At 68.9% G+C, this 26,394-nt stretch carries 24 protein-coding genes; 13 read left to right on the top strand and 11 right to left on the bottom strand.

Translation table 11 applies throughout. The annotated features are described in order from the left end of the window. The first annotated feature begins 63 nt into the window (after window positions 1–63). On the top strand, window positions 64–816 hold the full coding sequence (locus tag EV137_RS38345; protein ID WP_166680134.1) for a carbohydrate deacetylase: 753 nt from the start codon (window positions 64–66) through the stop codon (window positions 814–816). 1 nt (window position 817) lies between these two features. On the opposite strand, the gene EV137_RS38340 is transcribed toward EV137_RS38345, so the two are convergent. Next, window positions 818–1,552, bottom strand: coding sequence for a helix-turn-helix transcriptional regulator (locus EV137_RS38340; protein WP_166680133.1), 735 nt, complete (start codon window positions 1,550–1,552; stop codon window positions 818–820). Window positions 1,553–1,637: 85 nt separating this feature from the next. Between EV137_RS38340 and EV137_RS38335 the strand changes: the two genes are divergently transcribed. Further along, window positions 1,638–2,402: a phytanoyl-CoA dioxygenase family protein gene (locus EV137_RS38335; protein ID WP_134133047.1), complete on the top strand. Its 765-nt coding sequence runs from the start codon at window positions 1,638–1,640 to the stop codon at window positions 2,400–2,402. On the opposite strand, the gene EV137_RS38330 is transcribed toward EV137_RS38335, so the two are convergent. The 5 genes from EV137_RS38330 to mce all read right to left on the bottom strand — a co-directional run bounded on the left by EV137_RS38330 (window position 2,403) and on the right by mce (window position 8,549). Next, window positions 2,403–3,680, bottom strand: coding sequence for an AI-2E family transporter (locus EV137_RS38330; RefSeq protein WP_134133046.1), 1,278 nt, complete (start codon window positions 3,678–3,680; stop codon window positions 2,403–2,405). Next, complete coding sequence (locus EV137_RS38325; RefSeq protein ID WP_238175845.1) at window positions 3,677–5,545, bottom strand: transposase; 1,869 nt, start codon at window positions 5,543–5,545, stop codon at window positions 3,677–3,679. The genes EV137_RS38330 and EV137_RS38325 overlap by 4 nt, the downstream gene beginning before the upstream one ends. A 95-nt stretch (window positions 5,546–5,640) precedes the next feature. Beyond that, window positions 5,641–6,972, bottom strand: coding sequence for a crotonyl-CoA carboxylase/reductase (ccrA, locus tag EV137_RS38320; protein WP_202871338.1), 1,332 nt, complete (start codon window positions 6,970–6,972; stop codon window positions 5,641–5,643). A gap of 158 nt (window positions 6,973–7,130) precedes the next feature. Beyond that, the gene (locus EV137_RS38315; RefSeq protein ID WP_134010904.1) at window positions 7,131–8,030 is read right to left on the bottom strand and encodes an anti-sigma factor RsbA family regulatory protein; all 900 of its coding nucleotides are present in this window, start codon (window positions 8,028–8,030) and stop codon (window positions 7,131–7,133) included. A gap of 57 nt (window positions 8,031–8,087) precedes the next feature. Next, complete coding sequence (mce, locus tag EV137_RS38310; RefSeq protein WP_238175844.1) at window positions 8,088–8,549, bottom strand: methylmalonyl-CoA epimerase; 462 nt, start codon at window positions 8,547–8,549, stop codon at window positions 8,088–8,090. An 89-nt stretch (window positions 8,550–8,638) separates the two neighbouring features. Here mce and EV137_RS38305 point away from each other — a divergent pair, with 89 nt between their 5' ends. From EV137_RS38305 to EV137_RS38295, 4 genes are all read left to right on the top strand, one after another. Next, a complete protein-coding gene (locus EV137_RS38305; protein ID WP_134133044.1) occupies window positions 8,639–9,841 on the top strand; it encodes an acetyl-CoA C-acetyltransferase in 1,203 nt (400 codons plus the stop codon). A gap of 21 nt (window positions 9,842–9,862) precedes the next feature. Beyond that, complete coding sequence (gene meaB, locus EV137_RS38300; protein ID WP_134133043.1) at window positions 9,863–10,819, top strand: methylmalonyl Co-A mutase-associated GTPase MeaB; 957 nt, start codon at window positions 9,863–9,865, stop codon at window positions 10,817–10,819. Between the two features lie 297 nt (window positions 10,820–11,116). Beyond that, window positions 11,117–11,275 (top strand): hypothetical protein, encoded by a 159-nt coding sequence (locus tag EV137_RS40915; protein WP_165546737.1) that lies wholly within the window; start codon window positions 11,117–11,119, stop codon window positions 11,273–11,275. A gap of 90 nt (window positions 11,276–11,365) precedes the next feature. After that, the gene (locus tag EV137_RS38295; protein WP_134010912.1) at window positions 11,366–12,088 is read left to right on the top strand and encodes a PH domain-containing protein; all 723 of its coding nucleotides are present in this window, start codon (window positions 11,366–11,368) and stop codon (window positions 12,086–12,088) included. A gap of 19 nt (window positions 12,089–12,107) precedes the next feature. Here EV137_RS38295 and EV137_RS38290 read toward each other — a convergent pair whose 3' ends face one another. The 3 genes from EV137_RS38290 to EV137_RS38280 form a co-directional block, all read right to left on the bottom strand. Beyond that, window positions 12,108–13,352, bottom strand: coding sequence for an RNA polymerase sigma factor (locus EV137_RS38290; protein ID WP_134133041.1), 1,245 nt, complete (start codon window positions 13,350–13,352; stop codon window positions 12,108–12,110). Between the two features lie 10 nt (window positions 13,353–13,362). Then, window positions 13,363–13,710: a YciI family protein gene (locus EV137_RS38285; RefSeq protein WP_134133040.1), complete on the bottom strand. Its 348-nt coding sequence runs from the start codon at window positions 13,708–13,710 to the stop codon at window positions 13,363–13,365. A gap of 91 nt (window positions 13,711–13,801) precedes the next feature. Continuing rightward, a complete protein-coding gene (locus tag EV137_RS38280) occupies window positions 13,802–14,524 on the bottom strand; it encodes a maleylpyruvate isomerase family mycothiol-dependent enzyme (RefSeq protein WP_134133038.1) in 723 nt (240 codons plus the stop codon). Between the two features lie 109 nt (window positions 14,525–14,633). Between EV137_RS38280 and EV137_RS38275 the strand changes: the two genes are divergently transcribed. The 6 genes from EV137_RS38275 (at window position 14,634) to EV137_RS38250 (ending at window position 22,204) form a co-directional block, all read left to right on the top strand. Further along, window positions 14,634–15,137, top strand: a complete 504-nt coding sequence (locus EV137_RS38275) for a MarR family winged helix-turn-helix transcriptional regulator (protein WP_134010920.1) — start codon at window positions 14,634–14,636, stop codon at window positions 15,135–15,137. An 82-nt stretch (window positions 15,138–15,219) separates the two neighbouring features. Further along, the gene (icmA, locus tag EV137_RS38270; protein WP_134133037.1) at window positions 15,220–16,893 is read left to right on the top strand and encodes a coenzyme B12-dependent isobutyryl-CoA mutase large subunit; all 1,674 of its coding nucleotides are present in this window, start codon (window positions 15,220–15,222) and stop codon (window positions 16,891–16,893) included. Between the two features lie 61 nt (window positions 16,894–16,954). Continuing rightward, window positions 16,955–18,610, top strand: coding sequence for an NAD-binding protein (locus tag EV137_RS38265; RefSeq protein ID WP_238175843.1), 1,656 nt, complete (start codon window positions 16,955–16,957; stop codon window positions 18,608–18,610). 49 nt (window positions 18,611–18,659) lie between these two features. Beyond that, complete coding sequence (locus tag EV137_RS38260) at window positions 18,660–19,610, top strand: tetratricopeptide repeat protein (protein ID WP_134133035.1); 951 nt, start codon at window positions 18,660–18,662, stop codon at window positions 19,608–19,610. Between the two features lie 147 nt (window positions 19,611–19,757). Further along, window positions 19,758–20,639 (top strand): MurR/RpiR family transcriptional regulator, encoded by an 882-nt coding sequence (locus EV137_RS38255; RefSeq protein ID WP_134133033.1) that lies wholly within the window; start codon window positions 19,758–19,760, stop codon window positions 20,637–20,639. Between the two features lie 110 nt (window positions 20,640–20,749). Continuing rightward, window positions 20,750–22,204, top strand: a complete 1,455-nt coding sequence (locus EV137_RS38250; RefSeq protein ID WP_238175842.1) for a hypothetical protein — start codon at window positions 20,750–20,752, stop codon at window positions 22,202–22,204. A gap of 32 nt (window positions 22,205–22,236) precedes the next feature. Here EV137_RS38250 and EV137_RS38245 read toward each other — a convergent pair whose 3' ends face one another. Next, on the bottom strand, window positions 22,237–23,412 hold the full coding sequence (locus EV137_RS38245) for a citrate/2-methylcitrate synthase (protein WP_134133032.1): 1,176 nt from the start codon (window positions 23,410–23,412) through the stop codon (window positions 22,237–22,239). Window positions 23,413–23,485: 73 nt separating this feature from the next. On the opposite strand from EV137_RS38245, the gene EV137_RS38240 reads away from it, so the two are divergent. Continuing rightward, a complete protein-coding gene (locus EV137_RS38240; protein WP_134133031.1) occupies window positions 23,486–24,625 on the top strand; it encodes a citrate/2-methylcitrate synthase in 1,140 nt (379 codons plus the stop codon). 273 nt (window positions 24,626–24,898) lie between these two features. On the opposite strand, the gene EV137_RS38235 is transcribed toward EV137_RS38240, so the two are convergent. Next, window positions 24,899–26,335 carry a flavin-containing monooxygenase gene (locus tag EV137_RS38235; RefSeq protein ID WP_134133029.1) on the bottom strand — a complete coding sequence of 479 codons (1,437 nt, stop codon included), beginning with the start codon at window positions 26,333–26,335 and terminating at the stop codon, window positions 24,899–24,901. Between the last annotated feature and the right edge of the window lie 59 nt (window positions 26,336–26,394).

Here is a 26,394-nt window from a genome sequence, read left to right as displayed (position 1 = left end):
GGATCTGTCGGCGTTTGGTCGTACGGTCAGTGGTGGCTCTGTCGGCGGATGGTGGGAGTAGGCGTGAGTGAAGTCCGGCTGGTTGTTCAGGGTGACGACTTCGGGATGTGTCATGCGGTCAACGTGGGGACGGTGCAGGCCTTTCGCGAGGGGATCGTGACGCAGGCGTCGACGATGGCGGCCTGCCCGTGGTTCACGGAGGCGGCCGCGTTGGCGCGCGAGTTCGCGATCCCGGTGGGTGTGCATCAGACGCTGACGTGTGAGTGGGACTTCCTCCGGTGGCGGCCGTTGACGGACGGTACGTCGTTGGTGGGGGAGGACGGCACGTTCCGGCGTACGGTCGAGGAGTCCAAGGCTGCGGTCAGTCACGCGGACGCGGTACGGGAGTTGTCGGCGCAGGCGGCGAAGTTCGCGGCGGAAGGGCTGACGCTCGAGTATCTCGACGTACACATGGGTCAGGCAGCGCCGGCGGCGTACGACGAGGTCTCGGCGGCGCTCGGGAAGCCGTTCATCTACGGGCCGGAGGAGTCGAAACGGTTTGCGTCGATCGAGACGTTGAGCGACCGCGACGCCGCCGACAAGAAGCCCTGGCTGCTCGAGTACCTGGACAAGCTGACGCCCGGCGTCCACCTGCTCGTCACGCACTGCGCAGCCGCCGAACCGGAGCTAGCAGCAATCCACCGGCCCGGCTCATACACCTACCGCTGGGCCGAGGAGTACCGCCTCTCCGACCAGGCGATGGTCACCGACCCGGAGATCCGCCAAGCCATCGAGGCCCACGACATCGAACTCACCACGGTCCAGGCTGCCTTCTGATTCACATGCCCTTGATGCGCAGGGCGCCCGGCGGTGAGCCGGTGGCGGCTTTGATGTGGCGGGTGAGGTGGCTGACCGAGTGGTAGCCGGTCAGGTCGGCGATGGCCTGGAGAGGGAGGGTCGAGTTGCGGATGTGGGCCAGGGCGTGGCGTAGGCGTACTGCCTGAAGGGCGGCCTGCGGGCTGGTGTTGCGGAGGCGGGTGAACGCGGCCCGCAGGCCGGACTGCGAGACGCCGAGGTCGGCTGCGACCTGCGCGATGCGGAGACCGGCCGCGAAGCGTTCCTCGAAGAGCTGCTCGGCTTGGGCGACGAGTTGTTCGGCGAGCGTTGTGGGTGGGGTGGCTGCGGCACGGCGGAGGCGCAGATCCAGCTCGGCCAGGAGCAGGGAGCGGAGGTCCTCGCTCTCGGTTTCGCGGACCAGGGCGTCGAAGACCCGGCGCAGGGTGTGGTCGGTGTCGTCGTAGCACAGGCGCGGCCAGGGGTGGGTGGTTGCGGCGTCGACCTGGAGGAAGCGGTTCGCGTACCCGGTGCGGCTCTGCTCGGCGTGCCAGGTGTGCGGCGGGGTGAGGAGCACGGTGCCCGGAGTGGCGTCGTACGTCTCGTCGCCGACGGGGCAGGTGATCCGGCCGCGAACGTAGTACACGAGCTCCCACGACGTGTGCGCGTGGGGCGGATAGTCCTTGCCGGGCGCCGCCATGTGTACGCCGGCGCCGAGCAGCCGTGGCGATTTGTGCATAAGCCCTGTCGCCTCCTGCATTGTTTCTCACGTACGTCGCAACGATGCTGGCATCGATTCGTGCATCTTGTGAAGGAGCACTCCGATGGATATGGCGACCGCATTACGCGATCTCGGCGTCACTGACGACGTACTCACGCAGGACGAGAAGGACCAGCTCGACCGCGACGGGTTCCTTCCACTGGAGGGGATTCTCACGGCGGAGGAGGTGGCCGCGATCAACGAACGGCTGGCCGAACTGACCGCGGCCGAGGGGGATCGGGCCGGCCTCGAGGTGCATCAGGAGCGGGGTACGGACCGGTTGGCGGATCTGGTGAACAAGGATCCGAGGTTCGAGGTGTGCTTCAGTCACCCGCGGGTGCTGGCGGCCATGCGGCACGTGCTGGGCGAGTTCAAACTCTCGTCCCTCAACAGCCGCGCGGCCCTACCCGGTGAAGGGCGCCAGGGCCTGCATGTGGACTTCGGGCATCCCGTCCAACCGGGCGAGTACGAGGTCTGCAACTCGATCTGGCTCCTCGACGACTTCACCCCCGAGAACGGCGCCACCCGCGTGGTCCCCGGTTCCCACCGCCGCGGCACCATGCCCGGCGACGAGATGCCCGACCCGGGCGCCGACCACACCGACCAGATCCAACTGACCGGCCAAGCCGGCACGGTCGTCATCTTCAACAGCCACCTCTGGCACGGCGGCACCCAGAACCGCACCGACAACCCCCGCCGAGCCCTGCACTCCTACTTCGCCCGACGCCACCTACCCCAGCAGCTCGACCAGCAGACCTACATCCGCCTCAACACCTACAACCGCCTGACCCCCGCCCAGCACTTCATCCTCGACGTCACGTGTTCCTAGCTAGGAGGCGTCGGCTTTGCGGACCCAGACTTCTCGGATGATGAGGAGGATGGCGGCGGCTGACGGGATGGCCAGGAGGGCGCCGACGACGCCGAGGAGGGCGCCGCCGAGGAGGGCGGCGATGACCGTGACGGCGCCGGGGATGTCGACGGCCCGGCGCATGATGCGCGGTGCGACGAAGTAGTTCTCGACCTGCTGGTAGATGACGCCGTAGATCAGGCAGGCGATGCCGATCCCGAGGCCGCCGGTGAAGCCGATCAGCGCGACCACGACGACGCCGATCAGGCCGCCGACCATCGGGATGAAGTCACAGAACATCACCACGATCGCCAGCGCCACGGCGTACTCCCGCAGCCCGATGATCTCGAGAAAGATGAACATCATGACACCGGCGGTCAGCGCCACCAGGAACTGGCCGCTGACGTAGCCGCCGACCCGGCCGAGGACCTCGTCGCCGAGGATCGAGACGCGGGTACGGCGGGTGCTGGGGACCAGGCTGTACGCCGCCCGCTTCACCGAGGGGAGCGAGGCGAGGAAGTACAGCGTCAGCACCAGGATCGTGAACGTGTTGAACAGCGCGCCCGCGACCACCTTGCCGACGCCGAGGATCCCGCCGAACGCACGTTGCGCCAGCGCCGGGTCCTGGACGTATTCCTGGGCCTTCTGGATGAAGTGGTACTTGTCGTCCAGCTCGTTGAGAGTCTTCGACTTGTTCAGCAGGTCGAGCCACTCGGGCGCGTTCTTGATCAGGCTGTTGATCTGGTCCGAGACGACCGGGACGATCGCGACGGCGACGCCGGCGACCGCGAGGATCATCAGCAGGAACACCACGCCGACGGACAGACCGCGCTTCAGTCCGCGGCGCATGAACCACTCGACCAGCGGGTTCAGGCCGACCGCAATGAACATCGAGACCAGCAGCAGGATCAGGACCGAGCGGGCCTGGCCGGCTGCGTTCCACAGACCCAGGGCGACGAGTACGCCGAGTGCCGCGAAGAAGCCGAACGTGAACGGGTTCCCCCGGCGCAGCGGCGGACCCGGCGTACCCATACCGACGGACGGGTGCCGCTCTTCGATCAGCAGTTCGTCCGCGAAGTTCGTGTCGTCGTCGTCCGCATGCGCGGCGGCAGCAGCCTCATCGGCTGCGTCGGTTGCGGATTGTTCGCTCTTGTCGGCGGCGGCCTGGGCTTCCGCGGCGGCGGACTTGGCTTCGCGCGTGGCGTCGGCCAGATCCTTGTCGGGGGTCGCTGTGGAGGTGTCGTCGCCGGATGGCGTCACATCTTGTCCTTCGGGGATCGCGCGCGCGAGGTGGCCGCATCGGTCTTCTCGTCGTCCGCGGGCGACTCGTCGTCGGAGGACTTCGCCGAGCTGGAGCGCCGCTTCTGGACCCGAGTCTCCTCGCTCGCGAGGTCACCCAGCCGGAACTCGTCCACCATCGTCGAGTCCTTCGGCTTCTCGTCGTCGTCCGAGTCCCCGGAACCGGCCGACTCGACCAGGTCGGCAGAATTGGCGATGTCGGCAAGCTCGGCGAGGTCCGCGGCGTCGGCAGCGGGGTCGGCCGGGCCGCCGGCGGTCTTGCTGGTCTGGCCGGCGAGGTTGCCGGCGTCCTTCGGGTCGATGCGCAGGCCGGTGTCGATCCGGGTCTCGTCGACGCGGGCATCCCCGGCGCCGATGCCGACGAACGGGCTGGAACCGGTGAACGGTCCCTCGGTGTCGTACGACGACTCGCGCGAGGATCCCGCGGCAGGGGTCGCCCCCGGGAACGGGTTGTCGGCCGGCGTCGTCGCCGGGAACGGGCTGTCGTCATCCCCGAAGTCCGCGGCAGCGCCCGAGTCAGCCGCCGTACCTGCCTCGGCCCGAGCCGAACCCGAGCCAGCCGAACCCGAGCCAGCCGGAGCCGAGCCAGCAGGACCCGAGCCAGCAGGACCCGAGCCAGCAGGAGCTGAGTCGGACGGAGCTGAGGGGGCGGAGGGGTACGGGGTCGAGGGCTCTGAGGCGAAGGGGCTGCCGACACCCTGCCCCAGCGCACCGGCCGGGGGCCGGGGGGACTCGGCGGGCCGGGCGAACGGGTTCACGTACGGCCCCGCGGCGGTCTCCGAGTCGAGCTCGGCGGCCTGGCGGGCGATGTTGCTGGCGATCTCGTTCAGGCCGGCGATCTGGGTGAGGATGCCGTCGCGGCGCTTCGCCAGGCGCTCGGTCTCGCGGGCGACGACGGTCCGGGACCGCTCCGCCTCGTCGGCCGCGTTCGCCAGCTCGGCCTCGGCGCGGGTGCGCGCGGTGGTCAGCAGCTGCTCGGCCTCCCGGCGGGCACGCGCGAGCGTCCGCTCGGCCGACTCCTCCGCCTCGGCGCGGATCTTGCGGGCCTGCTCGGTCGCCTCGGCCACCCGGCGCTCGGACGCCTCGGCGGCCTCCTTCATCTGGGTGGTCAGGCTGTCGGTGTCGGCCGCGATCTGCTGGTGCTTGTCGGCCAGCTCCTTGGCCTGCTGCTCGCGCTCGTCCGCCAGCCGCGCGCGCAGGGCTGCCGACTCGCGCTGGATCGCGGTCCGGATCTTCTCGGCCTCGTGCAGCGCCCCGTTCTTCAGCGTGCTCGCCTGCGACTCGGCGGTCAGCTGCAGCTGCTCCGCCTTCCGCCGGGCCGCCTGCAGCACCTCGGCGGCCTCGGTTTCCGCCGTACGCCGCAGCTCGGCCGCGTCACCCTCGGCGGTACGGCGCATGCTGTCCGCCTCGTTCAGCGCGACGGTCCGGATGTCCTCGGCCTCACGCTCACCGGTCGCCCGCGCCGCGGCAGCCTCCTTGGCCGCGTTCGCGCGGAGCTCCTCCGCCTCACGCTTGGCTTCGTCGAGCGCCTCGGACGCCTGGTCCTGGGCGAGCCGGAGGATCTGCGCGGCCCGGTCGCCGAGCCCGGCGTACGAAGGGTTGGCGCTGGCCTCGAGCTGGCGCCGCGTCTCCGCGAGCTCGTGCTGCATCGGCGCGACGCTCTGCTGCAGCTCGTCGGCGCGGTTGCGTGCCTCGACGAGTTGCATCTCCAGCGCGCGGACATAGTCGTCCACGGCCTGCTTGTCGTACCCTCGGCGACTGACCGGGAAGCCCCCGGCCGCAGTCGCCGTGCGGTCGAAGAACGGCAGGCTCGACTCGTCAGGCATTCTCCCGAGGTTCCCTTCTGGCGGCTCAGTGTGAATCCCCCACCTTAAGCCTGTCAGAACCGACTCGAAACCAGCCAATCGGGAGTCGGTGGCAACTACCTGTTGCGGAAGCGGTTGATGGCGGCCAGGTGCTGCTCGCGCAGCGCGGGGTCGCGGACGCCGAGGCCTTCGGTGGGGGCCAGGGTGAGGACGCCGACCTTGCCCTGGTGGAGGTTGCGATGGACGTCGTACGCGGCCTGCGCGGTGTCCTCGAGTGGGTAGACCTTGCTGACCGTCGGGTGCACCATGCCTTTGGCGATCAGCCGGTTGGCTTCCCAGGCCTCGCGGTAGTTCGCGAAGTGAGAGCCGATGATCCGTTTCAGGTTCATCCACAGGTACCGGTTGTCGTACTCGTGCATGAACCCGGACGTCGACGCGCACGTCACGATCGTGCCGCCCTTGCGGGCGACGTACACCGACGCCCCGAACGTCTCCCGGCCCGGGTGCTCGAACACGATGTCCGGGTCGTCGCCGCCGGTCAGCTCCCGGATCCGCGCCCCGAACCGCTTCCACTCCTTCTGGTCCTGGGTCGTCTCGTCCTTCCAGAACCGGTACCCCTCCGCCGTCCGGTCGATGATCAGCTCGGCGCCCATCGCCCGGCAGAGCTCCGCCTTCTCCGGCGACGACACCACGCACACCGGGATCGCCCCGCCGTTCAGCGCGAACTGCGTCGCGTACGACCCCAGACCGCCGGACGCGCCCCAGACCAGCACCACGTCGCCCTGCTTCATGTTGGCGCCGTTCGCGGACACCAGCTGCCGGTACGCCGTACTGTTCACCAGCCCCGGCGACGCAGCTTCCTCCCACGTCAGGTGGGCCGGCTTCGGCATCAGCTGGTTCGACTTCACCAGCGCGATCTCGGCGAGACCGCCGAAGTTCGTCTCGAATCCCCAGATCCGCTGCTCGGAGTCGAGCATCGTGTCGTTGTGCCCGTCCGGCGACTCCAGCTCGACCGACAGGCAGTGCGCGACCACCTCGTCGCCCGGCTTCCAGGCGTTGACGCCCGGTCCGGTCCGCAGTACGACGCCTGCCAGGTCGGAGCCGACCACGTGGTACGGCAGGTCGTGCCGGGCCGTCAGCGGCGACAGCTTCCCGTACCGCTTCAGGAACGAGAAGGTCGACACCGGCTCGAAGATCGACGTCCAGACGGTGTTGTAGTTGATCGCGCTGGCCATCACCGCGACCAGCGCCTCACCCGGCCCGAGCTCGGGCGTCGGTACGTCGTCGAGGTGCAGACTCTTGCGCGGATCCTTCTCCTTGCTGTCCAGCCCGTCGAACATCGCGGCCTCGTCGGCATGGACGGTGATTCCGCGGTAATGCTCCGGTACGTCGAGCTCTCCGACGGCGGCGTTGTCGCCGGAGAGGATCGCCTCAAGGATCTGCTTCACGAAAGTACCTCCTGCAGCGGCGGTCCCGTAACAAATCGGTGAGCGGAACTTACCGTTGAGTATGCGCCTGTGGCTGTGCGCTGTAACACAGCGAGCGACGGTTGAGACGACCGTCACTTTTCCAGTCCACCGTTGTCAGTGGTCTTATCGCCTCGAGGTCACCGCAGTCGCGTGTGGAGCCGTACCTGGGTGAAGTCGTCCCCCGACCGCAACTGCGCCAGGTCGCACAGCTGGTTGGCGAGCCAGACGCCTCGCCCGCCGAGCCCGTCCAGCGGCGGCAGCACGCGTCCGACGAGCAGGTCGTCGATCCGCCCGCAGTCCCGTACGTCGCAGATCAGCGTGCCGTCGGCGATCCACACCGCCAGCCGCCCGCGTCCGCCGCCGAACCGGATGCTGTTCGTGCAGATCTCGTGCAACGCCAGCGACAGGTCCTCGAGCCTGTCCCTCGACACGCCGTGCGACGCCGCCTGCCCACTGAGCCACTGCCGGACCTGCCCGAGCTCGCCCGGCCCGAACTCCCACCGCTCGGCCCGGTCCGGTACGTCGTCGAGCGCGGTCCGGAACTCCTTCTCCGCAAGAGCTTCCGCGCCGGAATGCGTCACGGTCGGGTCGATGCCGACGGACGCCTGGTACGCGCAGTACAGCCGGAACGCCCGGTCCTGCGCGAACGCGATGTCGGACAGCGCCTCGTGCAGCAGCACCTCGTCGTACGCCGCCGCGCTTCGGCCCGGGTACGCCGGCTCGGAGAGCCCGCGCACCGGGCCGGGGTGCTGCTCGATGACGCTGCGCCAGTACGGGATCAGCCGCGCCGGGTTGCCCCCGGCAACGGTCATGTCGGTGAAACAGACCTCATGGTGGATCGGTCCGAGAGCGTCGCGCAGTACGGCGATGCGCTCCGGAGGCAGCACGGCCACGATGGTTTCCCCCGCCGCCAGACCATCCTGCATGAACGCAGCCGAGCGCTGCACGAACTCCTCGTCCGACACGTGGACAAAGGCGTCGTGCAGGAATCCGGCCGGCGCACCGTGCAAGGAGTCGGTGGCGCTGTCCTTCAGCACCCGAACAGCGTAGTCCGCCAACGACGCCGAGGAGACTCGAACAGCGCGCCGTCACAGCTAGTGCGAGGTTGATGGCTCCACGAGTTCGACCAGGACTCCGCCGGCCGACTTCGGGTGGATGAAGTTGACGCGGGAGCCGGCGGTGCCGCGTTTCGGCTCGTCGTACAGGAGGCGGGCGCCGCGGTCGCGGAGGACCGTCGAGACCGCGTCGAGATCGCGGACCCGGTACGCGAGCTGCTGGATGCCGGGGCCGCGCTGGTCGAGGAACTTCGCGATCGGCGAGGCGTCCGACAGCGGCGCCAGCAACTGGATCGAGGAACCCGAGTCGCCGACCGAGAGCATCGCCTCCCGGACGCCCTGCTCCTCGTTGATCTCCTCGTGCGCCACGGTCATGCCGAACACGTCGGCGTAGTACCGGACGGCCTCGTCGAAGTCGGGCACCGCGATGCCGACGTGGTCGATCGCGTCGAACAGCTGGTCCATCCCGTCAGCCTGGCGCAGCTCGCGGCGGTAGACCATCGAAAGTGGCTCACCTGACACCATCCGTGTGACCCGTCTGACGTGCGCGAGCAGCGGCGTACCAGTGCGGTCGCAGGTATCGTGACGGCATGTCTGACACGCGGAACCACAGCGTCATCGTCGCCGGTGCACGGACCCCGATCGGGCGGTTGCTGGGTGGCCTCAAGGGCTTCACCGGAGCAGAGCTCGGCGGGTTCGCGATCAAGGGCGCACTCGAGAAGGCCGGCGTCGCGCCGGACCAGGTCGAGTACGTGATCATGGGCCAGGTCCTGCAGGCCGGCGGCGGTCAGATCACCGCCCGCCAGGCTGCGGTCAAGGGCGGCATTCCGATGGATGTGCCGGCCATCACGATCAACAAGGTCTGCCTGTCCGGGCTGAACGCGATCGCGCTCGCCGACCAGCTGATCCGCGCCGGCGAGTACGACGTCGTCGTCGCCGGCGGCATGGAGTCGATGACGAACGCGCCGCACCTGCTCCCGAAGTCCCGCGAGGGCTTCAAGTACGGCGACACCGCGCTGGTCGACTCCATGGCGTACGACGGGTTGTGGGACGCGTTCACCGACCAGGCCATGGGCGCGCTCACCGACCAGGCGAACAACGAGCGCCAGAAACTGCGCCGCGAGGAGCAGGACGAGTTCAGCGCCCGTTCGCACCAGCGCGCCGCCGAGGCCTGGAAGAACGGCCTCTTCGCCGACGAGGTCGTGCCGGTCGAGGTGCCGCAGCGCAAGGGCGACCCGATCGTGGTGGACAGCGACGAAGGTGTTCGCGGTGACACGTCGGTCGAGGTGCTGGCCAAGCTGCGGCCCGCGTTCGGCAAGGACGGCACGATCACGGCCGGTTCGGCGTCGCAGATCTCCGACGGCGGTTGTGCGGTCGTCGTGATGAGCAAGGCGAAGGCCGAGGAGCTCGGGCTCAGCTGGATCGCCGAGATCGGCGCGCACGGTTCGGTCGCCGGACCGGACTCGTCGCTGCAGAGCCAGCCGGCCAACGCGATCGTCAAGGCCTGCGCGAAGGAAGGCATCCAGCCCGCGGACCTCGACCTGATCGAGATCAACGAGGCGTTCGCGGCGGTCGGGATCGCGTCCGCTCGTGAGCTGCAGGTCAGCGACGACAAGGTGAACGTGAACGGCGGCGCGATCGCGCTCGGCCACCCGATCGGGATGTCCGGCGCGCGCCTCGTGCTGCACCTGGCCCTCGAGCTCGGCCGGCGCGGCGGTGGCGTCGGCGCGGCGGCCCTGTGCGGCGGCGGCGGTCAGGGCGACGCACTGATCGTCCGCGTTCCCCAGAAGTGATCTAGAGCTGATCGAGAGCTGATGCCACGACGTACGGCGCCGGTCGGTGAGCTGGTCGAGCGGGCCCGGGAGGGCGACTCCCGGGCCGTCGCTCGGCTGATCTCGCTGGTCGAGGACGAATCCCCGCTGTTGCGCGAGGTGATGGCGGAGCTGGCGCCGCACGCCGGTCACGCGCACATCGTCGGCATCACGGGCTCGCCCGGCGTCGGCAAGTCCACATCGACGTCGGCCCTGGTGTCGGCGTACCGCGAGACCGGGAAGCGGGTCGGCGTACTCGCCGTGGACCCGTCGTCGCCGTTCTCCGGCGGCGCATTGCTCGGGGACCGGGTGCGGATGCAGGACCATGCGACCGACCGAGGGGTGTTCATCCGGTCGATGGCGTCGCGCGGGCATCTCGGCGGGCTGTCGTGGTCGACGCCGCAGGCGCTGCGGGTGCTGGACGCGGCCGGGTTCGACGTGGTGCTGGTGGAGACGGTCGGAGTCGGGCAGTCCGAGGTCGAGATCGCCGGGATGGCCGACACGACGCTGGTCCTGCTGGCGCCGGGAATGGGTGACGGCATCCAGGCGGCCAAGGCCGGGATCCTCGAGGTCGGCGACATCTACGTGGTGAACAAGGCGGACCGGGACGGCGTCCAGTCGGTCACCCGGGACCTGCGGTCGATGCTGGCGCTGGCCGAGCGCCCCGAGGGCGCCTGGTCGCCGCCGATCCTGAAGACGGTCGCTTCCCGCAACGAAGGGATCGCCGAGGTGGTGCAGGCGATCGAGGACCGGCTGGAATGGATGCGTGGGAACGGGGTACTGACCGAGCGTCGTCGCAGTCGCGCGCGGGACGAGATCGAGGCGATCGCGACGACGGCGTTGCGGGCCCGGTTCGCGCACCTGCACGGGGACGCGCGACTCGACGTACTCGCCGCGAAGGTCGCGGACGGCGGCACCGACCCCTATTCAGCGGCCGACGAGTTGATCTCTGCTTTGTGACACTTGTCTCGCCGTGGAACAATCGACCACGTTGTGTCACATCGTGTCTTTTGCTTTCGTTCACTGGAAGTTGTACCGATTTCGGGCAAATGCCGCAGGATTTCCGCCGGGTACGGCGATCTGCGTCTCAGGGCGGCGCGCCGATGGCTGCCGTGCCCCCGGATCCGTTACAGAATGGACCTTGTAGCTGGTGAGGATTGTGCGGTGGGCTGTGTTCAGTCAGTGACAATTGGTCACGGTCCGTGATACAAACTCAAAACACAGTCGACCGAGTGGTTAGGAACAAGGAGTGGCGACATGCCGAAGAAGCTGTTGATCTGGTCGCTCATCGCCTTTGCCGGCTTCTATCTGTTCACTCAGCCGGCCAACGCCGCGGGAGCGGTAGGGGGTGCGTTCTCGGCCGTTGGTGACGCGTTCGGAAGCGTCATCACCTTCCTGACGGCGCTGTTCAGCTGATCTGCCGTCTCTCGTGTCCCGTTGCGCGTCGTCGTGCGGGACACTTGAGTCGTACGGGGTCACACAACAGCGTGACAGGGGAGTGAGCGGATGGCCGGAATAGGCCTGTTCCGGATCTTCGACCCGAAGGTCCGGCGCCATCTGATCTCGGACGAGGGCGAAGTCGTCATCGACGAGGTGCGGCACCACTGGGTGGTGTTCACGGTGCCGATGCTCGAGGTCGTGCTCGCGGCGGCCCTGCTGCTCACGATGGCCACCACATCGATCGGCGGGCAGCCGGTGCTGCTGGCGATCGTCCTGGTGCTGCTCAGTCATGCCTTCTGGCAATTCCTCACCCAGCATCGCGACCGCTTCGTGGTCACGAACATGCGGGTCATGCGAATCCGCGGCGTCTTCTCCCAGACCGTCGCGACCACCCCGATCGCCCGGGTGCTCGACATCACGCTGCAGAAGCCGATCATCGGGCGGATGCTCGGCTACGGCCACTTCGTCTTCGAATCCGCCGCGCAGGACCAGGGCTTCCGCGAGATCAAGTGGGTCAGCCGGCCCGACGACCGCGACCTCACCATTCAGCGCGTGATCCAGCGCACCGGGCTGCGAGCCTCCGCGAGCGTCGACGTACTCCAGGGCGACGAGGACTCCGACGACGACGGCACCGGTCCGATCGGGATGGACTCGGCGCAGGAGGTCGCCGGTGCGTACGCGCCGGTCACGACGACGAGCAGCCAGCCTTCCCGGCCGGCACCGCCACCCTCCTCCGGCGCGAAGTCGATCTTCAACAGCGAACGTGGTAACTGGACCGACGAGGACTGACCCGGCTGCGGACAGCTGGTCAGGCGTTCATGGTGGCCTTCGCGTCGAACAGGGCTCGGCGGCGTTCCCGATGTGCGCGCTCGGGATGATCGAGCGGCGCGCCGGCCAGCGCTTGGTCCAGCTCTGCGACGGCTTCGGCGTACCGCGAGGTGCGGGCGAGAAGTTCGGCGCGTACGGCGTGTTTGCGTGAGCTGGGCGGGATCTCGTCGAGCAGCTTGAGGGCCGTGTCGACGTCGCCGGTTTCGGCGATCGCGACGACGCGGGCGAGTTCGGCCGCGGGACTGGGGGAGACCTCGACCAGCAGGTCGTACAGCCGGACGATCTCGCGCCAGTCGGTCGCGGTGTAGCTGGGTACACGCGCATGCTCGGCCGCGATCGCGGCCTGCAACTGGTACGCGTCGGCTTGCCGCTCGGACCGCTCCAGCGAGTCGTTGAGGAGCGCGACGCCGCGGTCGATGAGGTCCTGATCCCACAGCGAACGGTCCTGTAGATCGAGCGTCACCACTTCGCCGGAGTCATCGACACGGGCCGGTCGACGCGCCTCGGTCAGGAGCAGGAGCGCCAGCACCGCGGTCGGTGTCGGCTGGTCTGGGAGGAGCGAGTGCAGGAGCTCAGCCAGGCGGATGGCCTCAGCACACAGGTCGACGTCGTACGCCGCTTCGCCCTCGGCCGGCGCGTGACCCGCGGTGTAGAGGCTGTGGATGACGGCGCAGACCGCGGGCAGCCGTTCGGGCAGCTCGGCCTCGGCCGGCACGCGGTACGGGATGCGCGCGGCGGCGATCTTCTGCCGCGCGCGGACCAGCCGCTTCGTCGTGGCGACCTCGGTCGTCAGCAGTACGCCGGCGATCTGTGCGGGTGACAGGCCGCAGAGCGTGCGGAGTGCGAGAGCCACGCGAGTCGGCGGCGACAGCGACGGGTGGCAGCAGGTGAAGATCAGCCGCAGCAGGTCGTCCTGAACGACGGCTTCGGTCTCGACCTCGCGCTTGGTCAGCTCGATCAGGTCGGCGCCGTCGCGTTCCTTGGCGCCGCGGGATTGTTCTCGGCGGATGATGTCGATCGCCTTCCGGCGGGCGGTCACGGTGAGCCAGGCGCGCGGCTCGGGCGGTACGCCGGTCACCGGCCACGCACCCAGCGCCGCCAACGCCGCCTCCTGAACCGCGTCCTCGGCGAGCTGGACGTTGCCGACGGTCCGGATCAGGGTCGCGAGAATCCGCGTCCCCTCGATCCGGATCGTCTCGGCGACCGCGTCGTACCGCTCGTTCACGGGACCTGTGCTACTTCGCCACGATCACCGGGCGGACCTCGACCGCGCCGCCCCAGGCCGCCGGGATCTCGGCCGCGACCCGCACCGCCTCCTCGAGGTCCTCGGCCTCGATCAGGTAGTAGCCGGTCAGCGCTTCCTTGGTCTCGGCGTACGGCCCGTCGGTGGTGACCACCGGACCGCCGCGGGCACCCTCGACCCGGACGACGGTCGCCGTCGAGGTCGGATGCAGTACGGCGCTCGCCTTCACCTGTTCGGCGAACTCGACGCCGAACCTCCGGTACTCGGCCAGCTCCTCGGCCTGCTCGGGCGCCCACCAGTCGACGTCGGCGGTGTAGGTCAGTGCAAGGTACTGCGCCATCGGACTCCTCCTTCTCGCTGAGACCACGGTGGTCTCTCAGGCTGTGCTCTCTCAATGGGAGAACGAACAGCCCACGCTCGAGAGGACATCGTCATTGCGACGCCTCCGAAAGTCTCCCGCGAAACGCCCGCACGACGTTCGGATCGCCGGCCGTCTGGATCGCGTCCTCGCCGGCCCGCCCCCACAACCACAGGTAGACCTGCGCCGGATCCCCGGAAACCTCCGCTGTCGCATCCCCCTCAGCCCCTCGCCGTACGTCGACACTCGTCGCGTCGGCGTGCACGGTCCAGGACCGGCCTCCCGCGGTCAGCCGAACGGTCGCGTCGATCGGGTAGGCGGTGTCGCCCTCCTCCCACCACGGCCCGCCGAGCGTCGGGTAGAGGACCTCGTCGATGCCGTCGAGGGCGAGCTCGGCGTCGATCGGTGTGACGACGCCATGCGCCTGCTCGACATCGATCCGGTGAATGACGGTCTCGTGTGTCATCCGCCGGTACCAGAACGCGGACGTGCGGTCGCGGGGGCTGAACGTCCACGTCTGCGTCGCGGTCCCGGCCGCCTCCAGGGCGTCGACGATCGCTGCGCGCGCATCGTCGTACCACTCCAGCGAAGTGAGGCCGGAGAAGTCCGGCGGCCACGGGTCGGGGAGGGCGCCGAGTTTCAGCACCTCGACCTTGTGGACGTACACCATCGCGACGTGCCGCACCACGTCGTCCACCGTCCACCTCGGACAACTGGGCACGGCCGCGTCGAGCCCGACCCGCGCAACCTCACCGAGCCGGGCGCTCTCCGTCCGCACGTGCTCCAGGAATCTCATGCCGGCACCCTCGCAGGCTCCATCGACAGTTTCTGATGCCGCGCGCCGTGAGCGCCGCCTGCCAGTTCTCGGTCCGTGGCCAGATCGATGGGGGACTAAGGTTCCGGTCATGGCCAGGAAGAGGGCGTTGCCGTTCGATCCGATCGACGAGGCGTCGCGGCAGTGGGGGCGGCGTTGGGGCGCCGTCGAGCAGATGCGGGCCGTGACGTCGCTGATGCGCGCGCAGCAGATCGTGATCAACGAGCTGGACGAGATCCTCCGCAAGCACGGGCTGACGTTCGCCCGGTTCGAGGCCCTCGTGCTGCTCACCTTCTCCCGGCGCGGATCGCTGCCGCTCGGGAAGATGGGAGAGCGGCTGCAGGTGCACCCGACGTCGGTCACCTCGATCGTCCGCCGGCTCGAGGCGGCCGGGCTTGTGACCCGGACGCCGCACCCGGACGACGGCCGCGCGGTCCTCTGCGAGATCACCCCCGAGGGCCGCGACCTGGTCGAACGCGCCACCGCCGACCTGGTCGCCGCCGACTTCGCCCTGTCCGGCCTCACCGACGAGCAACTGAAGATGCTCTGGTCCGTCCTGGAACCGCTCCGCCACAACGCCGGCGACTTCAACTGACCCGAACCCCGGACGTTCGTAGCGGTTGGAAATAGTTGGACGTCCTAGTATTTTGGGACCAGTTCCCTAGGAGGTCTGACTGATGGATGCCGAGCAGATTGCGGCCGGCCGGAGCCGGTGGCAGCAGCGGTACGACGCCGCGCGCAAGCGGGAGGCGGACTTCACCACGCTGTCCGGCACCGAGGTCGAGCCGGTGTACGGGCCGCCCGAGGGTGTCGACGACTCGCGGATGGAGCGGATCGGCTGGCCGGGGGAGTTCCCGTTCACCCGCGGTCTGTACGCGACCGGGTACCGCGGCCGGACGTGGACGATCCGCCAGTTCGCCGGCTTCGGGAACGCGGAGCAGACCAACGAGCGCTACCGGATGATCCTGAACGGCGGTGGCGGCGGTCTGTCCGTCGCGTTCGACATGCCGACGCTGATGGGCCGCGACTCCGACGACCCGAAGGCGCTCGGCGAGGTCGGGCACTGCGGCGTCGCGATCGACTCGGCCGTCGACATGGACCGGCTGTTCAAGGACATCCCACTCCAGGACGTCACGACGTCGATGACGATCTCCGGCCCGGCCGTGCCGGCGTTCTGCATGTACCTCGTCGCGGCCGAGCGCCAGGGCGCGGACATCTCCAAGCTGAACGGGACTCTGCAGACCGACATATTCAAGGAGTACATCGCGCAGAAAGAGTGGCTGTTTCCGCCGGAGCCGCACCTACGCCTGATCGGCGACCTGATGGAGTACTGCGCGACCACCATCCCGGCGTACAAGCCGCTCAGCGTCTCCGGGTACCACATCCGTGAAGCCGGCTCGACCGCCGCGCAGGAGCTCGCCTACACGCTCGCCGACGGTTTCGGGTACGTCGAACTCGGGCTCTCCCGCGGGCTCGACGTCGACGTGTTCGCACCGGGCCTGTCGTTCTTCTTCGACAGCCACCTCGACTTCTTCGAGGAGATCGCGAAGTTCCGGGCCGCCCGCCGGATCTGGGCCCGCTGGCTGCGGGACGTGTACGGCGCCATGACCGAGAAGGCGCAGTGGCTCCGCTTCCACACGCAGACGGCCGGGGTGTCGCTCACGGCGCAGCAGCCGTACAACAACGTCGTACGGACGGCTGTCGAGGCTCTCGCCGCCGTACTGGGCGGGACGAACTCGCTGCACACCAACGCGCTCGACGAGACGCTGGCGCTGCCGAGTGAGGAGTCGGCCGAGATCGCGCTGCGGACCCAGTCGGTGCTGATGGAGGAGATCGGCATCACGAACGTCGCCGACCCGCTCGGCGGGTCCTGGTACGTCGAGGCGCTGACCGACGCGATCGAGGCCGAGGCCGAGGCGATCTTCGCGCGGATCAAGGAGATGAGCCCGGACGAGACGATGACCGGCGGCATCCTGCGCGGGATCGAGGACGGCTGGTTCATGGCCGAGATCGCCGACGCCGCGTTCGAGTACCAGCAGAAGCTCGAGAAGAGCGAGAAGAAGATCGTCGGCGTCAACACGCTCACCGACACCGTGTCCGGCGAGCTGGAGATCCTCCGGGTCTCGCACGAGGTCGAGGTCGAGCAGTGCCGCGTCCTCGCGGAACGCAAGGCGCACCGCGACGAGGACCGGGTACGGCGTACGCTGTCGGCTCTGGTGGAGGCGGCCAGCGGCACTGGCAACCTGATCGAGCCCATGCTGGAGGCAGTGCGTGCGGAGGCCACGATGGGGGAAATCTGTCACGTTCTTCGGGAACAGTGGGGAGAGTACCGAGAGCCCGCCCGATTCTGAGGAGCCGCCACCGTCCGGGCGAGAGGCCCCTGGTGCGGCCGATTCCCCGGACGGTCGGCGCGTGGTGGTCTGCGGTTCGGACCGCACGATGCTGCGGGTGGTCACCGAACTGGTGAGCTCGGGCGAACGCGTGACCGCGATCGTCAACCCCGCCTCCCGGCACTACGACCGGATCGGTGAGCTGGGCGCGACCGTGATGGGCGCCCGGGTGATCAGCGAGGCGTTGCTGCGGCGGGCCGGGATCGACGCCGACGACGACGGTACGCCGTCCACCGCGCGCGCACTGGTCCTGCTGGACACCGACGACGTACACAACGTGCACACCGCGCTGACTGCGCGGGACATGGATCCGGAGCTGCGGATCGTCGTACAGATGGTCAATCCGCGGCTCAGTAAGCAGCTGAACAGCCTGCTCGGCGACTGCGTGGTGATCAACGGGCCGTCGCTCGCCGCCCCCGCGTTCGTGTCGGACGCGCTGGAGGACGACGAGCTGACCTGGATGGAGCTCGGCGGTCAGCGGGTGGTCGTGGGACAGGCCGATCTGATCCGCGAGCCGCATCTGACGGTGCTCGCGGACACGACCTCGTCCGCGACGCCGCAGCTGTTGCCGATGGCCAGCGCCGACCCGGACGGTGACATCGTGCTCGGCACCGGCGTACGGGCGATCTGGCGCAGCCGCGACGTACGTCCGGCCGGCTGGTTCATGGGGCTCCGCGACATCCTGGACAGCCGGGTCCGGAAGATCGCCGCGGTGATGGCGTTCCTGGTCGCGGCGGGTACGGCGGTCGTCCATTTCGTCGGCGGGATCGACTGGTGGCGCGCGATCTACCTGGCGGCCGGTGCGGTGACCTCGGCGGGCATCGAGGACAACGCGTTCTCCGACGCGGACCCGTGGGTGAAGGTCGCGGCGGTCGTCGTGCAACTGACCGGGATCGTGCTGATGGCGCTGCTGACCGCGGTCGTGGTCGACTCGCTGATCGGCGCGCGGCTGTCGCGGATCATCGGCGGTGTCCGCGGGCGGCCTCGCAATCATGTGGTGGTGTGCGGCCTCGGTACGGTCGGCGCTCGGGTGCTCGAGATCCTCACCGAGCGGGGCGTCGCGGTCGTCGGCGTCGATCAGGACGAGGACGCGCCGGGCATCCAGGTCGCGCATCGGCTGAAGATCCCGGTCGTGATCGGGGACAGCAGCAACGAGGAGACGCTGCGGTCGGCCGGCGTCCAGCGGTGCCAGTCGGTGCTTGCGATCACCGACGGCGACATCACGAACCTGGAGTCGGCGATGGTGGCCCGGGACCTGAACCCGGACGCCCGGATCACGATGCGGATGTTCGACCACGACCTGGCGCAGCGGGTCGAGCGGCGGCTGGGCCTCGGCCACAGCCGCTCGGTGTCGATGCTGGTGGCGCCGGCGATCGCTGCCGCGGTCGCGAACCGGCGCAAGCAGGTGACGATCCCGGCCGGGCGCCGCGTGCTGCTGCTGACCGAGGTGACCGTCGAGCCTGGGTCGGTCGCCGACGGTCGGCGGCTCGGCGAACTGAACGAGGCCGAGGGCCTGCGGGTGCTCGCACGGCAGGATCGGGACGGTCCCTGGGAGTGGAGTCCGGCGTCCGAGCGGCAGGTCAAGGTAGGGGACCGGCTGGCGGTCGCGGGGACCCGGGCGGGCCTCGCCCGGCTGCTGATGGTGACCCGGGCGCAGCGCAAGTCGGCCGCGTCGTAGAGGATGGACCTGTGAACGTACGGAGTGTGCACGGAATGCGAGGACAGTGGTGAGCCAGTCCAACTTCTCCCGTCCAGGGGCGGTCGACCTGTCGTCCCTCCGTAAACCGGCCGGTGCGCCCGGCGCTCCTGGTGCTCCAGCGGGTGGTGCTGGGGGTGGCGCCGCGGGTGGCGGGCCTGCAGGTGCGTACGTGCTGGAGGTCGGCGAGGCCAACTTCCAGTCCGACGTCATCGAGCGCTCGCTCCAGGCACCGGTTGTCGTCGAGCTGTATTCGCCGCGGTCGCAGGGCTCGAACGCGCTCGGTGCGGTGCTGGCCCAGTTGTCGACCGAGTACGCCGGCAAGTTCCTGCTGGCCCGCATCGACGTCGACGCGAACCCACAGGTCGCCCAGGCGTTCGGCGTACAGGCGGTGCCGGTCGTGATCGCCATCCTGCGGGGTCAGCCGGTGCCGCTGTTCCAGGGCGTCCTCGGTGAGCCCGAGGTCCGGCAGTACCTCGACCAGCTGCTGACGGTCGCCGTCGCGAACGGGATCACCGGGCGCGCCGAGCCGGTCGGCCCGGCGGCCGAGGCCGCCGAGGAGGAAGCGGCCCCGAACCCGCGGTACGAGCAGGCCGAGAACGCGGTCGCCGCGGGCGATCTCGACGGCGCGATTGCGGCGTACGAAGAGCTCCTGAAGGAGACGCCGAACGACGCCGAGGCGAAGTCGGGGCTGGCCCGGGTTCAGCTGGTGAAGCGTACGCAGAACGTGCCGGCCGACGTGCGGACGCGGGCGGCCGACGACCCGACCGACGTCGAGGCGCAGCTGCTGGTGGCCGACGTGGACCTGATGGGCGGGCATGTGGACGACGCGTTCGCACGCCTGATCTCCACGGTCCAGGCGACCTCGGGCGATGAGCGGAACGCCGTACGGCTGCACCTGCTCGAGCTCTTCGAGGTCGTCGGCGCGGACGACGAGCGCGTCGTCAAGGCGCGCCGCCGGTTGATGGCCGCGCTGTTCTAACTCTTCGCGAGTGTGCGCCCGCCGGCTCTCGTCGGGCGAGCGTACTGGTCTGACCAGTGCACTGGTCGGCGGATGTCACTTTCCTGGCCGGAACCGGTCAGTGTGAATTCTTGTAATTGTGGTTGGCGTGCTCTGAGAATTCTTTACATGAGTGCTGTCGAGTCACCGCCGCCGAGTGTCGAGGCGCGGATCCACGGCCTGTTGCCGGCGCTCAGCCCGGCGCAGGCGCGGATCGCCGCCGAGGTGCTCCGCGACCCGGCGGCGGTCGCCTCGTCGACGATCGGCCAGTTGGCGGCCCGGTGCAGTACGTCGTTGCCGAGCGTCACCCGGTTCTGCCTCGCGCTCGGTCTGTCCGGGTACGCCGAGTTGCGGCTGACGCTGGCGGCCGAGAGTGGTCGGACCAGTCCGAGCTGGGAGCGGGGGACCGGCTCGGAGGTGGGACCGGACGACTCGCTGGACGACGTACTCCGGACTCTGCTGCGCGCCGACACCCGCGCGCTCGAAGACACGGTCGCGGCACTCGACGTCGAAGCGCTCGGGCGGGCCGTCCGGGCGATCTCGGACGCGCGGCGGATCGATCTGTACGCCGTGGCGGGGTCGGCGTCCGTCGCCGAGGACCTGCGGTTGCGGCTGCACCGGATCGGGCGCGCCGCGAGCACCTGGAGCGACGTACACACCGCGCTGGCCAGCTCCGCGCTGCTCGGTACCGGCGACGTCGCGATCGGGATCTCGCACAGCGGCGAGACGATCGAGGTCCTGGAGCCGATGGCACGGTCCGGCCGGCAGGGCGCGACGACTGTTGCCATCACCAACTATCCCCGCTCGCCGCTGGCCCAGGCGGCGGACATCGTACTGGTCACCGCGGCCCGCGACGTCACGTTCCGCACCGGGGGACTGTCCGGACGGCACGCCCAGATGATCGTCCTGGACGCGCTCTACCTCGGCGTTGCCCAACGCGACTACCCCCTGGCAGAACAGGCCTTCGACGCGACTGCCGACGCAGTGTCCACGCACCGGCAACCCACCTGAACAACCCTCGCCACGCCATTCGACCGCCCCTGATCATCTCCTCGCCTTTCCGTTCGACCGCACCTGAACAACCCTCGCCACTCCGTTCGACCGCCTTTCGAAGGAGAGACATGCAGAGTCCACACCAGACCCTCGGCATGAGCCGTCGCGCCCTGCTTCTCGGCGCCGGCGCCACCGCCCTCACCGCAGGAGCCGTCTCCGCGGCATCCGCTACGACCGCGTCCGCTTCCACCGCGTCTGCTTCCACCACTTCCGCTTCGGCGGGATCAGCTTCCGCAGGATCCGCGTCGGGTGCAGCCGCTGGCGGTTCGATCGGCTCGGCTGCGGTCGCCGTACCGTCGCCTGACACGTTGCCGTTGACGGGCGGGGCCGACTTCCCGATCGGGTTGTTCTGGCCGCCGCATCCGTACGCGAGTACGGCGGAACGGTTCGGCGAGATCAAGAACGCCGGGTTCGACTTCGTGATCTCCGGCAACTACGCCGGCGACGGCAACATCTTCCAGTACCAGCTCGGGCTCGCCCGCGACGCCGGCCTGAAGATGCTGATCTCGGACGACATCCAGATCCGCAACATGTCCCGCTGGTTCTCGATCTCCGACACTCCGTCGGATTTCCTCAGCGTCACCCCGGCCGAGGCCAGCGCGCTCTACATCCGGGCCCGCGACGCGTACGGGCCGTTCTCCTCGCTCGCTGGCTTCAACTTCTACGACGAACCCGGCGCGGGCTGGTTCGCGACGCTCGCGAAGGCACTGTCGATCTCCCGCGAGCTCGCGCCGCAACTGCTGCCGTACATCAACCTGTTCCCGTCCGACGACGCGTCGTACTACCGCAGCTTCGTCGACGTGGTGAAGCCGTCGCTGATCTCGTTCGACCGGTACCCGCTGCTCTCCGAGGGGCGCGAGGACGCGAACTACTTCCACAACTGGGCGATCGTCCGGGACGCGGCGTTGCACGGCGACATCCCGTCCTGGGTGTTCATCCAGACGCTTGCCTACAACAACCATCGCGAACCGACCGCGGCCGAACTGCTCTGGCAGGTGAACATCAGCCTCGCGTACGGCGCCAAAGGCATCCAGTACTTCACCTACTGGACGCCCGAGGCGGCCCGCGGTGAAGGGTTCGGGCCGGCGCTGATCACCGTCGACGGGGAACGGACGTCGCGGTACTACGCGGCGAAGCAGATCAACACCACTTGGCTGCACCAGGTCGGCCGTGAACTCAAGCCGCTCGTGTCCGAGACCGTGGAGCACGCCAACGAAACACCGCTGCCGAACGGGACCGTCGGCTTCACCCCGACCAACCTGGTGTCGGGTATCACGGGCGACGCGGTCGTGGTCGGCACCTTCCGATCCCGCGACGCCGCGTCGAGCGATCGCTGGCTGCTGGTCGCCAACCGCTCACACAGCGCCCGGGCGCGGGCGGTCGTGTCGGTCAACGAGCAAACGGTCGGCTCGATCGGAACCTTCCAGCCGGCGCGCCAGAAGTACACCCCACAACGCGTCGCACCAGTCCCGATCTCCCTGGCCCCCGGCGCCGCAACCCTCCTCAAACTAACCACCAAGTAGCCCCAGGCCAGTAGTCGCCAGCCACCCACCGGTTAGGTGGTTTGGCCTGTGTAGATGCCTAGGGTTCGGAAGCGGAGGGCGGGGGCTGCGTACTCTTCCAGGGCGTGGGCGGTCCATCCGATCATCCGGGCCAGGGCGAAGAGGGCGTCGCCGGCGTCGGGGCGGAAGTTGTAGGCGTGCATGACGGCGGCGATCGCGAGGTCGCTGTTGGGGAATGTCGGCGTACGTTCGGCGATCGCGTGGATCGTGCTGACGATCGGGTGGTCGCCGAGGAGTTCGAGCAGTACGTCGGCCCGCGGGTCGCGGTGCTGGTAGATGCGGTGGCCGAAGCCGGGGATCGGTTCGCCGGAACGCAACTGGTCCGACAACGCCTTCAGCGGATCGTGTTTCGCTCGGTCCAGGAACTCGTAGGCGAGGGTCGGCGCGGCGCCGTGGTACTGGCCGTCGAGTGCGCCGAGTCCTGCCGAGATGACGGCGTACAGGTTCGCTCGTGCGCTGGCCGCGACTCTGGCCGCGACGGTGGAGACTGCGAGGCCGTGGTCGGCGAGGAGGATGAGTGCGGCGTCGAGCACTTCTGGTCGCGGCTCTGCGTCCGTGAGCTTGGGCCAGAGCTTCCCGCCCAGGGTCGTACGCGTGACGATCGGCCCCGGGAGTGCCGCGACCAACGTCCCGATCAACCTCCCGGCCGCAGCGGTCACCGACGCCGCCGAAAGGTCGAATCGCAACGGATCCGCAGCCCCCAACACAGCCACCGCCACCCGCAACCGATCCGTCAACCGAGCCCCCGCCGGCACCACCTCCATCGCCGACCGAGCCAGCTCCACCCCTGCCCGCTCCACCCCGAACAAGTCAGCCTCCACCCCAGCCGGATCTGCTGGGAGTTGACCTGTCCAGAGCAGGGTGGCTACCTGGTCGAGGGTGGCGGTGGTGGCCAGGGACTGGGCGGAGTGGCCTCGGTAGTAGAGGTTGTCGTCCTGGAGGAGGGTCAGTTCGGACTCGATGCGTTCGACGACGCCCGAGTGTTCTACCGAGCGGGCGGCCAGGCGTTCGACGTCGGCGGCGGGGAAGAGGCTGCCGCGGCGGCCTCGGGCCCGGACGCTGGTGAGGAGGCCGCGGCTGACGTAGGCGTAGACCGTCGCCGGCTTCACCTGCAGACGGCGCGCGACCTCGGCGGTGGTCAGGTAATTCTCGTCACCTTCGGACGGCATCCCCGCTCCTCGGACCATTCATGTTGACTGGATCAATATTGACAATCATTGATCGCCTGTCAACTCTGAAGATATGTCAACAACAATCAATGTTCCGCCCGGCCTGCGCAACGTCGTCGTCACCGAGACGACCCTCGGTGACGTCCGTGGCGACGAGGGTTTCTACCACTACCGCGAGTACTCGGCGATCGATCTCGCCAAGTCCAAGACCCTCGAGGACGTCTGGTACCTGATGTTCGAGGGCCACCTCCCGACCGCCGCCGAGCGCGACCGGTTCGTCGCCGAGCTAACCCCGCTGCGTGTCCTGCCCGACGAGGTCAGTGCCGTCCTCCCGGCGATCGCGACCGCCGGTACGACGTTCAACCCGCTCGCCGGTCTCCGCACCGCCTTGTCGCTCCTGGCGGCTGTCCGTGGTCTGCCGCCGCTCTGGGACGCGGACCCGGCCCGCCGCAAGGCGGACGCGATGCTGGTCTGCGCCGTGACGCCGACCATCCTCGCGGCCTTGTATCGGCTTCGCGAAGGACAGCAGCCGCTCGAGCCGCGCGCCGATCTGTCGGCGGCCGAGAACTGGCTCTACCTGGTGACCGGCACCGAACCCACCGCTGTCCACGCGACCGCGATCGAGCACTACCTGGTCTCGACCGTCGACCACGGCTTCAACGCGTCCACCTTCACCGCCCGCGTCATCGCGTCCACCGGTGCGGACGTGGTCTCGGCCGTCGCGGGTGCGATCGGTGCGTTCTCCGGTCCGTTGCACGGCGGCGCGCCGGATCGCGCTCTCGCCAGCCTCGACGAGATCGGTACGCCGGACCGCATCGACGACTGGGTCCGCGCGAAGGTGTCCGCCGGCGACCGGATCATGGGGTTCGGGCATGCGGTGTACCGCACCGAGGACCCGCGTTCGCTGATGCTGCGCGACATCGCCCGCGGGATCGGCGGCGAGCTCGTCGACTTCGCGACGACCGTCGAGCAGCGCATCGTCGACGTACTCGCCGAGCTGAAGCCGGGGCGCAACCTGTACGCCAACGTCGAGTTCTACGCCGGTGTCGTGATGGAGCTGTGTGGGATCCCGCGCGCCATGTTCACACCGACGTTCGCCGTCAGCCGCATCATCGGCTGGTCCGCCAACATCCTCGAACAGTCCACCGACCCGAAGATCATCCGCCCGATCGCAACGTACGTCGGCCCGCAACCGCCCGTACCCGTCCCCTGACCCGCACTGGTCGAACGCCGCGCCCGCACCACCAGACCGGACGACGCCGGACTTGCCCGCTCGACTGGAGGGTTGCCCACTGAGAATTCGAGGGGGCAACCCTCCATCTGCGGGGGTCACCCGCGGGCGGGGGGTAGCGGGGTGGGGCTGGCGTCACGCGTGGGGTGGGGGTTGGCGTCACGGGTGGGGTGGGGTGGGTGGGCGTCACACGTGGGGTGGGTCGGCGTTGGCCGCGGGAGGTGGTGGTCGGGTGGGGCGCTGCGGCAATCTGAGTCAGGGGGTGAATTGCATGATGCCGTCGTCGACTCGGTTGTAGCGGAGGGTGATGAGGTCGCGGGGGTAGTTCTGGCGGAGGCGCCAGGGGCCTTGGGTGCCTTGGCGGGGGAGGATCTGGGCGGCTCGGCGGATGTAGCCGGAGCTCAGGTCCACGACGGGGCGGGGCGGGGCGTCGTACTCGGCCGGGTCGACCTCGGGAACGCAGATGCGGGTGCCGGTGGCCGTGAGGTGGTTGAGGAGCCGGCAGACGTACTGCGAGGTGAGGTCGGAGCGCAGCGTCCACGAGTTGTTGGTGTACCCGATGCACCAGGCGAGATTCGGTACGCCGCTCAGCATCATGCCCTTGTAGACGAACGTGTCGTGCGGCGCGATCGCCCGTCCGTCGACCGTCACCTGGATGTTGCCGAGCGCAACCATGCGGAGGCCGGTCGCGGTGACGATGAGATCGGCCTCCAGTTCACGCCCGGACCGCAACCTCAGTCCGCGAGGGGTGAACCGGTCGATCTCGTCGGTCACCATCGAGGCCGATCCGTTGCGCAGCGCCTTGAACAGGTCCGCGTCCGGGACCAGGCACAGTCGTTGATTCCACGGCTTGTACCGCGGCGTGAAGTGCGGATCGACGGGGATCGACTCGGGCAGTTGCTTCGCAACGGTGCTGTTCAGCAACCACGCCGCATGCGCCGGCCACTTCCGGAACGCGTTGTAGATCGCGGTGCTGAGGACAACGTTCTTCCCGCGGATCAACCGGTGCGCGAGATTCTCGGGCAGTACGGCGCGGATGCGGTCCGACATCGCGTCGTGGGCCGGGCGAGAGGCGACGTAGCTCGGCGACCGCTGCAGCATCGTCACGTGTTCCGCCGTACCCGCCATCGCGGGCACCAGAGTCACCGCGGTCGCGCCACTGCCGATCACGACGACGCGCTGGCCCGTGTAGTCCAACTGGTCCGGCCAGTGCTGCGGATGCACGATCTGTCCCTGGAAATCATTCTTTCCGTCGAAGTCGACGACGTACCCCGAGTCGTAGTCGTAGTACCCGCTGCACACGTAGAGGAAGGAGCAGGTGTACGACGTGTCCGCCGTCTCCACGGTCCACAGCGCGTCCGCCGACGACCACGAGGCCCGTACGACGCGTTGACCGAAGCGGATGTGCTTGTCGATCCCGTACGTCGTCGCGGTCTCGTGCAGGTAGTCGAGGATCGACGGGCCGTCCGCGATCGCCTTCGCCGCCTTCCACGGGTGGAACGGGAACCCGAGCGTGAACATGTCCGAGTCCGACCGCACCCCCGGGTACCGGAACAGGTCCCAAGTGCCGCCGATCGCGTCGCGGCCCTCCAGTACGGCGTACGTGCGGTCCGGGCACCGGGTCTGGATCCGGTACGCCGCACCGATCCCGGACAGCCCTGCGCCGACGATCAGGACGTCGAGATGCTCCATGTACCCCACGGTAATAAAAATTCTTTCCGGGTGTTGTCGATTCCGTGTCGCGACGATCG

Source organism: Kribbella pratensis, assembly GCF_004366075.1.
Classification (GTDB): Bacteria; Actinomycetota; Actinomycetes; order Propionibacteriales; family Kribbellaceae; genus Kribbella; species Kribbella pratensis.
Note: the sequence above shows the minus strand (reverse complement) of the source record. Positions and strands in the feature narration are given on the sequence as shown.